The organism is Paenibacillus alginolyticus DSM 5050 = NBRC 15375 (assembly GCF_000422905.1).
GTDB classification, from domain to species: Bacteria; Bacillota; Bacilli; order Paenibacillales; family NBRC-103111; genus Paenibacillus_E; species Paenibacillus_E alginolyticus.
The window spans coordinates 48,678-63,219 of the sequence record NZ_AUGY01000048.1 but is presented as its reverse complement, the minus strand read 5'-3'; the positions used below and the strand labels follow the sequence as shown (position 1 = coordinate 63,219).

The window sequence follows — 14,542 nt, the reverse complement described above, 5'->3', positions numbered from 1 at the left end:
GAATCTATTTCTATGATAGCTGGTCTAACTTTGTAAATGCTGTCTTTCGCCCGCCAAGTAGAACTTCAAAGGGTCGACAGAAGACGAGCAAGACAAAAGAACGGCTAAGTTCACAGCGCATCATAGTGAGAGAATAGCGGAGACACAAGAATAAAATGTAAATTAATGGTAAAAACGCGTCATTTTCTGTAGTCTTTACTTTTTTGGCTTGTACCCAAAAAACGAAATGGTAATAAATACAAGATATTAAACAAATTGTATTTAGACATACAGCCCTTCTAATCATGTCAGCTATTTTGCATCGGTAATGTATTGAATACAACAATTCCCGCATCTACGTAAGAGTTGTCAGTCACACTCGTATGCCTTGTAATAGATAAGGGTTAGGCTCCGACTAGCCTAACCCTTAAAAATCCAATAATGCCCAACGCCTCCAAGGGTAGTATGGCATTTCCATACTACCCTTTTTATCTGCCTGCTGGCATTAGTCACAACCGTGAGAATTGATCTAATGCCTCATCTTTCTTCTTGCTTCTAGCTCCTTCTTCAACGCATGTTCAACAGATTCTGCTAAGATATCGAATTTCTCTGCAACGGTGTACGTCAGGATCTTCCCACAATGGATGCAGCGCTGCATTTGAAGTTCTGTGACTTTCGAACAATTGGTGCATTTAATCATCGTATGTAGACCACCTTTGAAAATAACATACCTCTATTATACACATATACATCAAAAAGCCACCTATTTACCTTCCCAAGCTGATCCGATATTGGTTCGTCGTATTTTCAAGCGAACTATGAAGCAAATACATGCCGAAGATGAGAACATCGCCTGCATCAAACGTTGTTGTAGCCCATTTTATCGCGACTTTGTGCATGTATAATCGTACATTTTCAAATGTGTGTAAAAGAAATGACTGCTTGCATGAAAAATTCCAATATTTTATGATTGTTCAAAAAAATAAAAGAGCCGAATGGATCGTTCTCATCCACTCAGCTCTTAGGGTTTATTTTACAATAATTTGTATAACGTCACTTACCGTCGTTCCATTTCCATTTATAAACTCACAACGATATTGATAAATGCCAGGAGCCTTTCCCGAAATTCGTGTAATTGCCGATTGGGCATTTGGTGTTTGTGAAGATAAAGATTGCGTTTCAATAAGTTCGCCATTTTCATATAATCGATATTGTGCTGCGTTCGTGCCCCACCACATATTAGCAGTAATGGTATAGGTCCCATCTTGATCCCAGTTGTCGCTGGACAACACAGGTTTGCCAGGATTCGCATCAACCACGGTGACGGTGTGTGGATCACATGAAGTCGTTCCATACAAATTCGATAACACACATGTATACACATAGGTTCCGTTTGGCTTACCTTGAATAGGAATAATGGAAGTCTGGGCTGCTGGTGATGCATCGGCCAGTGACTTCGTTTGGATCAATTGGCCATTCTCGTACAACTTATATAGTGAGCCATTGTTTCCCCACCACATATTCATCGTAACCTCATAATTGCCATCATGTAAGCCTGTCGCAACACCACTATTATTCGAAAGTGTCGGTTTACCCGGCACCCCATTTGCAAGCAGTGCCGGACTGACGGAATGCCGTTCGAACTTGACTGCATCAGCCCTCGTATAGATCATATCGGCAGGAAGCGTTGGCGGATCTACCGTTGTCGGAGTCTCCCTGGTTAAACGAACATACTCGCTGCCGTCTCCTGTAAAGTCGAACGTTCCAAGATTAACCCAACCCGACGAGCCGACTGTCGCATCGATATATGTGATCTCGGTAACCGACTGATGCTTCACTTCCACTTTGACATGATTATCGTTTGCCGTCGTATGGACGAGCTTGTAAATGGAGACCGTATATCTCCCCTCTGGAAACTGGGCCTTCCAAGTCGCCGATGATCCTTGAACCGTAGAGTAACGGGACTTAACACCAATTTTGTATCCGGCTAAATTGCTTTGGCTCCAAGACCCTTCCGTTGCGTATAACCCGGTCGTATTCGTGCTGTCGACAATAACCGTCAGGTCTCTGATCGTTATGGTCAAAGACGGTGTTGTTAAAGTCACTCCGTCAATCGTTACAGTGGCCCACACCGCGATATGATCCGTGGCCCCATCGAGGCCTTGAAGGGTCAACAAACCGCTGCTGTCCACTGCAGCCAGATCGGTTCTGTCAACGAAATACTGCACATTTGCATGTGTCAGATCACCGATCAGACCGTTGTCCAAATAGCCAGTTACGCTCAGCTGAGCACCTTGAGTCATCTGCAGTTCGTCCCGATCCGACAGGATGGTCACCGACGCCAACGGCGGAATCCTATTCGGGTCCACCCACATCATCGCATCGGCAACTACCCGTGACTTGTTGGCCTTGTTGGTTAATTCGACATACCCGCTATCGCCTGCTGCAAAAGGGTAAGCTCCCAAGAACACCCACGTTCCATTGGCCGTTGTCTCATCAACGGTAACCGTCTCGGAACCCCCGCTATAATAGACGGTAAAAGAGGCATTGGTTGCCCAATTTTCACTCGTGGCGGTGATTTGCGGAAGCTTGTAATACACGCTATAAGTAACACTTTCCGGCAGCTCCGGCCGCCAGAGAATCTTGCTTGTCGCTGTGCCAGCAGTCGATTTTGCATAAACATAGTTATCATAGTAATAGTCATTAGCCGTTGTATCTCGTATCCAGACGCCTTCCGTTTCCGCCTCCGTATTATCGACAATGATGGATGACCCCTGCTGCCACTCCGGTTGGATCGGCGTTACCGTTACCTGATCAGGCAGATATAGCGTTCGCTTGCGGGTCTGTTTTCCGTCCGATTCCACATAATAAGTGAAGGTTTGGGATAAATCGTTGACCCGTATCGACCATTCCATCGGATAGATCGTATCTGGAACTGTTGTGTACGTGGCCCCGCCATCCAAGGAGTAATGGATCGTCGCTGGTTTCGTCGTTTTTGCCTCCACATAAGCATCGTAAGACGTTTCGTCGGGCTTGACGATTAGCATGCCTTTAACAGCATCTATTGGACTGTGGACATCGAAGAAATAGCTTGCATCCGATGTATCGGCAGTTCTAATCTGGTGCAGCGGCACATCAATGCCCAGTCCCTCCACAATGATTGCTGTTATTCCCTTGCTTGAAACCGTGGCCTGAATGATTCCGCCTCTCATAACCGCTTGCTCTGGTGTGCCATTATCGCGGATGATGGTTACGGTATAATCTTGCGCCGGATTAAACCCGATCATTTGCGCATTCAATTCGATTGGAGTCTGTACTTCAGCAGTCGATTCGTTGCTTAATCCGATGTAGAACTTATTTCCGCTCTCCCCTGTTATCCAGTTCAATTGCGGATGGTTGGTCTGGATAATCCCTTTGGGCATCCAGAGCCAAACGTTCGAATTGCCGTAGAATTGACCTGGTTTATTCCCATAGAGGTGATATTTGAACCATAAAAAATTAGTTTCGAATACAGAAGGGAATGTAATACTCCCATTAGATTTCAGCGATTGTTCGCTGATCAGATAATCCATCGTTTGCCCGAGCTGCGCCGGCATATGGTGATAATAGATGGATGTAGCCCCGCTCGGACCTTCCAGAGGAAAATCCGGTTCAAGTTGACTAATGGCGAAGCCTTTATAGTAATAACCTGGATAGCTGGAATATCGTCCGATGACCGCATTATGAGCGATATCCTGCAGCAGGTTGTCGCCTGTGTAGAGTGACAATCTCAGCATGAATGGAGCCTCCTGCGCATTCATCCGATAATAGCCGGTTGTACTTCCCGCTTCAAACGTCAACCCGTTGGGTGAAACAAGCCAACTGTCTGCTTGTACGCCCCCGGCTACATCTTCTGGGAGCTTGCTCCTAGGATAATTGTATTTACCGCTTGCCGGCCAATGGAATAACTCCGCGTAATTATACGTTTCCGGCTGCGGAATCGTAACGGTGCCTCCAGGAACCGGACGAGCAACTAACATGGTGGCGTACTGTTTGGCTTCCTTGTACGCGGCATTCAAGTATTTGGGATCTTTCGTTTCTTCGTAAAGCTCCAAGATCTCCATCCATAGCTTGCTATAATAATAAATAAACTCATTTTTACTCACATTCACGGATTCCGGGGTATCGATATTCTGAGCGATATAGCTGTCGGCTGCATCCTTGGCAGCTTGTAAATATTGCACATCCCCCGTCATACGATACATCATCAGAGGCTGGATGACAGGACCCCGATCTTTCTGATCAGGATTGCGCACAAGGTACTCTTGCTGCCCTAGCGCTTGAATTCCCGCCGAAGTGCGCATCATTTGATTGACAGCAGCTACGCTTGAAACATCGAACGGCAAGGTTGCCATTTTCCATAATGACGGCACGCCGTATACGGGCTTCTGCGTCGGCGACCAACCGATACCATTTCGCGATACACCGTACTGGATGGACGGCAGCGCTCTCGTATCATAAAGCTGGTCGTCTCCGGTCAAGTAGTAAGCCCCCAGAAGAACCGCATTCGATGTTGTTCGAACGCTATCCTCGTTCTCGATGTCAATGAAGCCCTTGGCTCGGTTCCACCACCCGCTGGGCGACGGAACATAATTAACAGTGTCGTCACTCTGAGGCTCAATTTTGAGCAGATCGATCATATTGAACATCGCATCTGTAAGCGACTGATCGGCGACATTTTCCCGGTATGCCGAATAACCGTATTCACTGCGAAGAATATCCCCGTAGGCCTCATACAGACTGCTGCTTTGAGCGATTAGCCCCATATGAAACTGATACGTGCTTTCCGCGGTCATTTGCGAATAAGTTCCTAGTTGAGGAGCATACAGGATCGGCTGCACGCTGCCTTCGTTGTTGACAAGACTCATCCCCAGCCGTTGTTTCGTAACGCCTCCCGTCGGTTCAAATTCGACCGGAAGCTCTTCCGATGGTACAAATACGCCATACGTCAAAGCGTTCCCCGCGCCGTCATTCTTTTCAACCAGACTCATCGGAGCGCTCAGCTCTCTTAAGCTTGTTGATTCCACTGAACCTACCATTTTGGCATGCGATCTGAAACCATTTAACACTTCATTGATGCCAGAGATTTGCTCTGTTGTGAAAGACTGATAGCCGATCACATAATTGCCGTTCCGACGAGGTGTAAAAGCAAAGGAAACATCAGGTTTGTCCCCTGACATGGACCAGTTCACTTGTAAATCGTAATCGCTTCCATGCAATGAATCGGTTAATACGGCAGTATGGCTATCAGGGAAATGGATCCCGTCGAATGTAATCCAGCGTTTGTTCATCGTATCGTAGTAATTGGTTCGACTTCCCGCATTCCCATCCAATAAAACCCATTGTTCTTCAAGTCTTTCCGTCACATTATTGATTGGCACCCAGTTCCCCGTATCCGAGTCCTTGTAGAACAGATCACGAACGATGGATTTGCCTCCATCCCAAGTAGCTTCATAGAAAGTCGCCTTATAGTTTGCGTTTTCGATGCTGCCTTTTTCCGTATAACTGAGATTCGCCAATGTGCGGCTGCGCAGCGGAGGCAACGGCGGAGCTTGCTGCCGGATATTTCCTTCGAACTTGACGCTATCTGCCCGCGTAATGATGGTGCCTGTCGTAGGTTGCGTTCGAGTCAGCCTGACAAATTCAGTATCATTACCACTGAAATAATACTCCCCCAAATCAACCCATCCGGCAGATGGGCCCGACGAGGGCCTGAGATCCATAAACATGACATCCGTAATCCCATTGTGCACAATTTCGATTTTTACATTACTATCTGCTTTATCCGCCCAATTAAGCTTGTAGAACGATATTCTCGCCGTTCCTGCTTCCAACCGCGGATTCCATGTGATGCTTCTTCCGACAGCATCCGTATATTTGGAACTGGAATTATTGTATCCCTTCACTCCCGCACTTGTGGTCCAATAAGGAGCGGAGTACCCGTTATTCGCGTTATCCACATCGCTTGTAACGACATCATCAATCGTGATGCTTCCATCATCAATGATGATCGTCTTATGAGGCTCTTTCTGCCGAATATTCCCTTCGAACTTGACCGCGTCAGCACGCGTAAGTATCGTGCTAGTGGTGCTGGTAGACCGAGTCAATTTAACGAATTCTTCACCAACCCCGGAGAAATAGTACTCTCCCAAATCTACCCATCCCGCAGGCGCCCCGAATGAAGGCCGCAGATCCATAAATCGTACATCCGTCATTCCGTTATGAACGATTTCTATTTTTACATTACTATCCGCTTTGTCCTCCCAGTTAAGCTTGTAGAACGATATTCTCGCCGTTCCTGCTGCCAAACGTGGATTCCACGATATAGTTCTGCCTACTGTACTCGTATATTGGGAACTGGAATTATTATACCCCTTCACCCCGGTACTTGTGGTCCAATTGGGAGCCGAGTATCCGTTATTCGCGTTATCCGCATCAGGGGTGACGACACCATCGATCGTGATGCTCCCGTCATCGATGATGATTGTCTTAAAAGGGAAGGTCTCCGCATTAGCGGTCCTTATCCCGAATAGGCTTAAAGGAACTATCATCGTCATGATGAGAACGATTAAGAAGAACAGCTTACTTTTTATCATAAAACTCACATCCTTTCCATGATTTGCTTTCAAACAATACGGATTTCAACGTATGGAATGTTCGAATCATTCTGATAACGCTTTCAAAATAAAAACCAACCTCCTTTTTTCGAATTGTTGTGACGCAGCTATTATCCGTATCGGTCCGACTAGTCCCTACGTCTTTTTTTATCTTAGCATGTCATATAACTGTAAAATTTCTTTAATTTCAAGAATTTCTTATAAGATTTTATGTCAAAAAAGAAACCTACGTCGTATTGGACCGCTCAACTGCAGTCAGATACGATGTAGGTCTTGCGATGGGAACAATGCCGATTTGATCAATTATAATGGCGGCTGTACCAGCAACAACCTCCCAAGCTGAATCACCGTTTGCTTGTACCAATCCGGATGCTGCCGTACATGCTCCAAACTTCGTTCATTGCCACTTGCCTCAAACACTGCCACTTTATTTGTCATCTCGGCATCGATTTCGAAGTGAATTGTATGTTTCCCATTCGGAAGTTCCGGCAAGAAAACATACTGATTCCGATTATGATCGTTAAATGGCGTGAATCGATCGATGAGGAAAGGTTCCCCGCCATCCACCGTTACTTTCAATCTGCCGGAATCGGGTCCCCCGATATCGAACAGCCCGATGTGAGTGCCTATGAACTCCACCTTGATAGACTCCCCCGGATCGACCGCTCGCCATAGGCCGGGAAACAACCAATTGTACTCGCGGACCAAATCTGAATCATCGGAAGTCATATAGGTCCACCCTGCCGAAAAATTGGCAAGGCCATCCAACGGCAGCATGGCGGCGTATTCCCAAGGATTGGCCGGGACCAACGGCTCCTGAGGTAAGTTATGTTCAACCCTCCCCAAGTGTCCTCGAAGTTCACGAATCTTCTCAAACGACCGGGTGATCGTATCTGTGTAAATCTGGTGTCCTTCGGGAATTGTCGGATGGATCGAATCATGCGTAAAAACAATGGCTCCGGGAATGGACTTGTCTGCCCCTGAGGTAAAAATGAGCTTTCCCTCCGACACCAAATGACTGACCGCTACGCCCAGATGAATCGAAGGAATACCGTAATAATCGGCCACATCCTCCTGCATAAGAGCTCCCTTCTGATATTCCCCAGACTGAAATCCGACCACATCCCGCTCCTTCAACGTATAAACAAACAGGATATCAGTATAACGACTCCGTTTGCGGATTTGACGGACGATTCCTTCGATCCGCGCTTTGGACTCAGGAACTCCGCCGTCGTTACCGACAAATTCGACAAACACCAGGTCCGGCTGATGCCGCAGCACGTCCGTCTCCAAACGAGCACAGCCCAAATCCGATCCAGTCCCGTCAATGCCAGCATTCACAGAGCGGATATCCGCCTTGGGATATTGCTCACGAAGCCATTCCGCTGTCATTACACGGTATCCTTCAGAACGGGTATTACTACCGCCGAAATAGACTATTGTCACCGTGTCCTCATTTTCCAACTTTTGAATTACATTTGGAAGGCCTTCCCTAGGAAATAATTCCTTCATCGTCACTTCACCTAACCTCACTTATCTTTTTTAGGAGCATACAACTAACATGGTAGTCCTTTTTCTCTGCGTTTTTTTACATGATTTCGAGAAAAATTCATACATTTTTTTGCCCCCTAGACCAACAAAGAGAGTGGCAACTAATTGCCACTCTCTTCCTTTTTCTACTTGATTAAGCCTGCTTCTTTAAACTGCTTGGTTGCTGTGTCCTTATATTTCTGCATGTCAAACTTGGTATCCAACGTTTTGAGGAAATTATCCCAGTTGGAAAGAGGGTCTTTGCCCGTCATAAATTTGACCAAGCTTTCATTAATGAAACGTTGGCGGTCAGCTGCCAATGTATCGCTCGGGTCTGCAGTCAATAAATTCCCGGGCAAAGTAGGCGCCACATATTTCTGATTGTTCGTAAAAGCTTCTGCCGTCTTCGGATTCTGGAAGCTGAAGTACTCGGCATCATCGCCACGACGCGGCATTCTATAATGATCAACCCATAGGTACTTTTCTTTCATTTCCTTGGATAATTCGGAGGTTTTATTTTTGACCTTTCCCTCCACTACATCCCAATGAATCCCTTTAATGCCGTATGCGAAATTCGGATATGCTTCTTTGTCCGTAAAGAGATATTCCAACATAGACAAGATCCGAATGATTTTGTCCTTGTCCGCTTTCTTGGAAATGGCCCATGAATTGCCTTGGAACGATTTTCTCTCCACGATTTGATCGCCGTAAGGCCCTTTCATTGGAGGAATGACGATCCATTCCGGCACCTCTCCGCCGATTTCTTTCATTTTCTGCTGGGCATCCGGTTCCAGTCTGCGGGCATCTCTTATCATGAAGCCAACTTTACCTTTAAATAACTTTTGGTCCAACAAATCGGGCGTATTCATCGTCACCCAGTCTGGATCTACAACTTTAGCTTCCATCATTTTATTGATGTAAGCGAGCGCTTCTTTCATTTTTGGATCGATAAACAGGAACACTGGTTTATTGTCTTTCACTTCAATGGCTGAGGGAGGATTAACGCCAAACATCCACATCAAACTATCGAAGCCGTAGGTTTGCAGATTGCCTTCTTTATTCATACCGCCTATGAAACCGTACGTATCGTTCTTGCCGTTTCCGTCCGGGTCTTTCTCCGTAAAGGCCTTCATCACTTCGAACAGCTCGTCAGGGGTTGTCGGCACTTTCATATTCAGCTTTTTGAGCCAATCGTTGCGGATGAAGAAGCTTCGACTGATACCGTTTACATTATCATAACCTGGAACTGCAATGGTTTTTCCTAGATATGACATCGCATCCCAGGAGTCTTTACCAAAACGTTTTTTCAATTCGGGAAATTGATCCAAGTACGGTGTCAAATCCGCAAGAACGCCTTGGTCATAATATTGTGCGAGATCAGCCCGGCTCTTCAAGAAGAGCAAATCTGGAATATCACCGCCAGCAATGAGCGTATTTAATTTGGTTGTTGCTTGCCCTGATTGAGGAATCATCATATCCAAGTCGATATTCACTGCTTTTTCCAACATTTGGCGTTGGATATCTTCTTCACGGGGAGGAAGCGGAGCAGCAGCGTTGAAAGTGCCTTGGTTAAACATCGAGATTTTCATTTTGGTTGCAAACTTGTTGGGCTGGCCTTGAGAACTGCTCGAAGCTGTCGGTATAACTTCATTTTTTTCCCCACATCCTGACAATACCGCTCCTAAACCTACTATTGCTGTCAGAATAGTAAATGAAATCTTTTTACGCTGCATATTGACCTCTCCTTTTGCTTATATATTATCACGGTTTTCCCGCAACAACCTAGGTTGGAATGCCTTTTAACCTTTAACCGATCCCATGAGCACACCTTTAGTAAAATGCTTTTGCATAAACGGGTAAACGATCAAAATCGGAACCGTAGTCACGACTACAGCAGCCATTTGCACAGCGAACGTGCTAACGGTTCCGGAATTGGCGAGTGAATCAGCACTTTGTGTTGCGACGTTAAGCAGGATGTTTCGCAAGATAACTTGTAGAGGCATTAAGTTGGAATCATTAATATAAACAATAGCATCGAAATAACTGTTCCAGTGCCCGACTGCGTAAAATAAGGAAATCGTGGCAAGGACGGGTAAGGACAGGGGTAAAATGATCTTCCATAACGTCTGAAGTTCGCTTGCACCGTCTACCCTTGCCGATTCCTCGATTTCAGCAGGCAATTGCTCGAAAAAGCCTTTAATGATCACTAGATTAAATGCACTAATGAGATGTGGAATAATCATTACCCAAGGACTGTTTAGCAATCCCAGAGAGCGGATTAATAAATAAGTAGGAATTAATCCTCCCCCAAACATCATGGTAAAGACAATGAATAGTAAAAATGCGCTGCGCCCTGGCAAATATTTTTTGGATAACGGATAAGCCGCTATTATCGTAAAAAACACATTAAGCGCAGTACCTACGATCGTTCGAAACAAAGTAATTTTATACGCCTGCCCGATACCATGAGAAAGAAATACTTCTTTATATGCTATAAAGGTAAAGGATTCTGGAATAATAACAATTCCTCTTCTTAACACTTCCGATTCTGGAGTAACAGATACAGCAACCACATATAAAAAGGGAAACAAACAGAGTACAGAAAGCACAATAAGAATGAAATAAACGGCTGTTTGCCATACTTTTTCCCCGAATGACAGATTAATCATACCCAAAACCACCTCACCAAATTTGCCCATCGAATTTTTTGGCGAGCTTGTTCGCAGCCAAAACTAAACCAAATCCGATGACAGCTTTAAACAATCCTACAGCAGTAGCCAACCCAATCTTTAGACGCTCCAACCCTTCACGGTATACCCATGTGTCGATGATGTCGATCTTCTCCTGATTAAAGGTGTTGGCAAACATGAATATTTGGTCAAATCCAGCGTCCAGAATATGGCTTAGTTTAAGGATCAGCATCAGAATAATGACTCCTCGAATGCCGGGTAATGTTACATGCCATAGCTGTCTCCACTTGGATGCGCCATCGATTCGGGCCGCTTCATATAAGCTCGGATCGATTCCCGCTAATGCTGCAAGGTACAATATCGCCCCCCATCCAATATCCTTCCATATTTCAGATAAGATGATCAGCAGTCTGCCCCAGGCAGGTTCCGTCAGGAAGGAGATCGGTTGGAAGCCATTTCCCTTCAGAAGCATATTAAAAAGGCCATCTCCTGGGGCTAATAATGCCACCATTATTCCATAAACAATGACCCATGACAGAAAATGGGGTAAATAAGTAATTGTTTGCACGATTTTCTTAAACCAATGGACATAAACTTCATTGAGAAGCAGAGCAAGTACGATAGGAGCGGAGAAGCCGAACAATAGCTTGTACAGCGATATGATAATCGTGTTTCTCATAATATCCCAGAAATAAACCCCGTTAATAAAATCTTTAAAATTTTTCAATCCCACCCACGGGCTATCCCATAGTCCCAAGGCCAAATTGTAGTTTTTAAAAGCAATAACGATTCCCGCCATAGGAATGTACTTAAATATTGCAAAATATAATAATGCAGGGAATAAAAGAGCATACATCACTTTATACGTTCGTATCGTTCTTATCAAAGATTTCCACTTGGGAGGGAGGGGAGTGGCGTCCGCTGCCAATTTCGTTTGCATTTCATCACCTCAGCTTTATTTATATTTTTATAATAGCATCCCAAAATCGGATAAATTTCTGTGATTTCTAGAATTTCTTATAAGATATTAAGTAGGAGAGCCTGTGGAAAGAAGGCTGCCATGTGGCAACCCTTTTTTATCTTGGCTCATGCCATGAAAGCAGACTCAGCTTCCAACCACCGATACTTTCGAGGCGTGGGATGGTGTGAACTACCGAACCTATTAACTAGTGATTGATCACTTACTATTGGCTGTAAAAATAGTGCCATTTCTTTTCTGCAACGCGTGAACCGTAGCCGTAATTCCTTTTTCGAAGGTGGTTGCCCGTGCCGGTCCGATCAATCGCTCGTATTTGTCCCCGCTCAAGACAAGCGGCTCTTCGGTCAAATAGAGCATCTCCACTACCTCCTTCATAACTGGAACAGCCATACCGAGCAAAGACAGCCCGACTCTTCCAAGCGGAATAACCGATTTGGCGCTTCCGCTAGCCTGCTGGGCTATTTGCACGATCTCCTTGCCCGACATCAAGCCTGCACCAGGTATATGCCAGTTCTGCCCATAAGCATCGTTCTTGCTGGCGAGCTCCGTGATCATGAACGCCGCGTCCGGTAAGTAGACGAACTCACGAGGGACACGCATATTGCCTATGAAAAATGCCATCTTGCCAGCTGCGATCGCTTCAAGTGTAGAGCCCAGATAAGAAGCCTCATTCGCCGTTGGGCCGTAATAATCGGGCAAACGGACAATCATGACCTTAGCTCGGCTCCACCGCTGATCGAAAAGCATCTTCTCATAAGCGAGCCTGGTTCTGCCCTTCTTCGTATGCGGCTGCTTGGGATGCTCCTCGGTCGCCCGAGCCATCTGCCTTCTTCCATAGGGATAGATGCCGTCGATCACGACTACTTTTATGCCCAAACGATCAGCGGCCTCCATCACCGATTCGCCAAGAGGAATCAGCTTGCTGACCATCTCGTGATAAGGCACGTTCGCACAATGGAATAGGACATCTGCACCTTCCGAAGCGGAGACGATGTCATCCGGACGAAAAGCATCGCCCATGGCAATCATCAGATTCTCTGGATGGCCCAACCTAGCCCTAAGATCCTCCAGCTTTTGACGAGATCGCCCGAAGGCCACCGTTCGAGTTCCTCGATTGACCAGTTCTTCCGTAACCGATGCACCCGTACCTCCTGTTGCTCCTACTACTATCGCTTTTTCCAAAGGAATCACCTCTTCATTTATTTTATAATTGATCAATCACTAACTTGAAATCAATATAACACGCCGTTATTGATTGGTCAATTACTTTTTTTCTAACTCGCAATGCTCCTCTTTTTGCAACACGCGACCAGGATACCTCCAACGCCGTCAACAACAAAGCTTCTTTCACCCAAAAGAGCCCCTTGTCTCTTCCCAAAAGGAAAAGAAAGGGCTCCGCTTTATGGATGGCGAATAATAACTTTGCCAAAATTCGAAGCCTCCTTGAAGTAGCTGAACGCCTCCTTGGCTTCGTCAAAAGAAAACACACGGTCGATGACAGGCTTCATCCGGTGGACCGCAATGGCTCGGTTCATCGCGTTGAATTGAGCACGGCTGCCAACGGCTATCCCCCGGAGGGTAAAGACGTTATAAGCAATAGCTTTGAGGTCAATCGAAGTGCCTTCTTGTGTGAGCCATCCGACCTGACTGATTTGACCTTCAAAGGCGATAGATTTAATCGACTTCTCGAGGGTACTCGTTCCGCCAACCTCTACAACACGGTCGACGCCTTGGCCTCCCGTCAGCTCACGCACTGCGATATGCCAGTCGGGAACTGTATTATAGTTAATGACTTCATCTGCCCCAAGGGCCTTCAATCGGTCTGCCTTTTCATCGCTCGAAGTGGTTGCAATGACTCGGGCACCACACAATTTGGCAAGCTGCAGGGCGAATAGCGAGACACCACCTGATCCGAGCGTCAGTACGATATGTCCGGCTTGCAGCGATTGTCCGCTAGTGAGAGCATTCCATGCGGTAACGGCTGCGCATGGCAAAGCTGCGGCTTCCTCGAAAGTTAGATGATTGGGTATATGTACAACCGCCTCTTGGCTCAGAACCGCATATTCAGTAAGCATCCCGTCGAGTGAGCCGCCGAGCTGCGCTGCATACTCCCAGCTGAATGGACCGTCAATCCACTTTGGAAAGATAGTGGCCATGACTCGTTCCCCCGGCTTGACCCAGGTGACACCCTCTCCTACCTCTACAATTTCGCCAGCCCCGTCTGAAACTGGGATAAAATCCGGCCGGACCGGCAGAGGATACCTGCCATGAAATAGAATTGATATTTCTCGATAATTAAGAGAACAACCCCTAACCCGAATTAGCACTTCTCCTGGACCCGGAACCGGTATGTCGTGTTCCTTAACCGAAAGGCCGTCAAGGCCCTCTCCCAAATTTCCATGATAACTTCTCACGTGATCTCCTCCTCAATATTGGATTGATGCTGTAGTTTGCCGAATGACCAGACAATATGCTCGAATTAAGATGCTTGCAGCACATCGGTGAATTGATAGTCGGAACGGATCCGGCCATCATCGTCTAGCAGCATGAAGACGGTTCCGGCAGCAACCGCCACGTTGCCATCCCTAGGAACCATCGCCCAACTGTACCTCACGGCTTTGTGATGCTCATCGGTGACCCCTATGGTTTTAAATCTTTCATAGCCTAATCACCATTCCTTCATCGTTAAGTTGTTTACAAATATGACT

The 14,542-nt window shown here is 46.2% G+C and carries 11 protein-coding genes; all 11 read right to left on the bottom strand.

Annotated elements, in window-relative coordinates; genetic code table 11:
* Nucleotides 1–508: 508 nt before the first annotated feature.
* Nucleotides 509–679 (bottom strand): hypothetical protein, encoded by a 171-nt coding sequence (locus tag G519_RS50380; protein ID WP_154669597.1) that lies wholly within the window; start codon nt 677–679, stop codon nt 509–511.
* A 67-nt stretch (nt 680–746) separates the two neighbouring features.
* The gene (locus tag G519_RS53075; RefSeq protein ID WP_268618174.1) at nt 747–878 is read right to left on the bottom strand and encodes a phytanoyl-CoA dioxygenase family protein; all 132 of its coding nucleotides are present in this window, start codon (nt 876–878) and stop codon (nt 747–749) included.
* A gap of 129 nt (nt 879–1,007) precedes the next feature.
* A complete protein-coding gene (locus tag G519_RS0121315; RefSeq protein WP_029196430.1) occupies nt 1,008–6,614 on the bottom strand; it encodes a golvesin C-terminal-like domain-containing protein in 5,607 nt (1,868 codons plus the stop codon).
* Between the two features lie 324 nt (nt 6,615–6,938).
* Entirely contained in the window at nt 6,939–8,147 is a 1,209-nt protein-coding gene (locus G519_RS0121305) for an SGNH/GDSL hydrolase family protein (protein WP_029196429.1), read from the bottom strand.
* Between the two features lie 164 nt (nt 8,148–8,311).
* Nucleotides 8,312–9,898: an extracellular solute-binding protein gene (locus G519_RS0121300; RefSeq protein WP_029196428.1), complete on the bottom strand. Its 1,587-nt coding sequence runs from the start codon at nt 9,896–9,898 to the stop codon at nt 8,312–8,314.
* Between the two features lie 66 nt (nt 9,899–9,964).
* The gene (locus G519_RS0121295) at nt 9,965–10,834 is read right to left on the bottom strand and encodes a carbohydrate ABC transporter permease (RefSeq protein ID WP_029196427.1); all 870 of its coding nucleotides are present in this window, start codon (nt 10,832–10,834) and stop codon (nt 9,965–9,967) included.
* A gap of 13 nt (nt 10,835–10,847) precedes the next feature.
* A complete protein-coding gene (locus G519_RS0121290) occupies nt 10,848–11,795 on the bottom strand; it encodes an ABC transporter permease (RefSeq protein ID WP_029196426.1) in 948 nt (315 codons plus the stop codon).
* A 237-nt stretch (nt 11,796–12,032) separates the two neighbouring features.
* On the bottom strand, nt 12,033–13,016 hold the full coding sequence (locus G519_RS0121285; RefSeq protein ID WP_029196425.1) for an NAD-dependent epimerase/dehydratase family protein: 984 nt from the start codon (nt 13,014–13,016) through the stop codon (nt 12,033–12,035).
* A gap of 22 nt (nt 13,017–13,038) precedes the next feature.
* Entirely contained in the window at nt 13,039–13,263 is a 225-nt protein-coding gene (locus G519_RS0121280; RefSeq protein WP_029196424.1) for a hypothetical protein, read from the bottom strand.
* Nucleotides 13,235–14,248 (bottom strand): zinc-dependent alcohol dehydrogenase family protein, encoded by a 1,014-nt coding sequence (locus G519_RS0121275; protein WP_029196423.1) that lies wholly within the window; start codon nt 14,246–14,248, stop codon nt 13,235–13,237. Before G519_RS0121275 ends, G519_RS0121280 begins: the two co-directional genes overlap by 29 nt.
* A gap of 65 nt (nt 14,249–14,313) precedes the next feature.
* Nucleotides 14,314–14,448 (bottom strand): hypothetical protein, encoded by a 135-nt coding sequence (locus G519_RS53070; protein WP_279626874.1) that lies wholly within the window; start codon nt 14,446–14,448, stop codon nt 14,314–14,316.
* Nucleotides 14,449–14,542 lie beyond the last annotated feature (94 nt).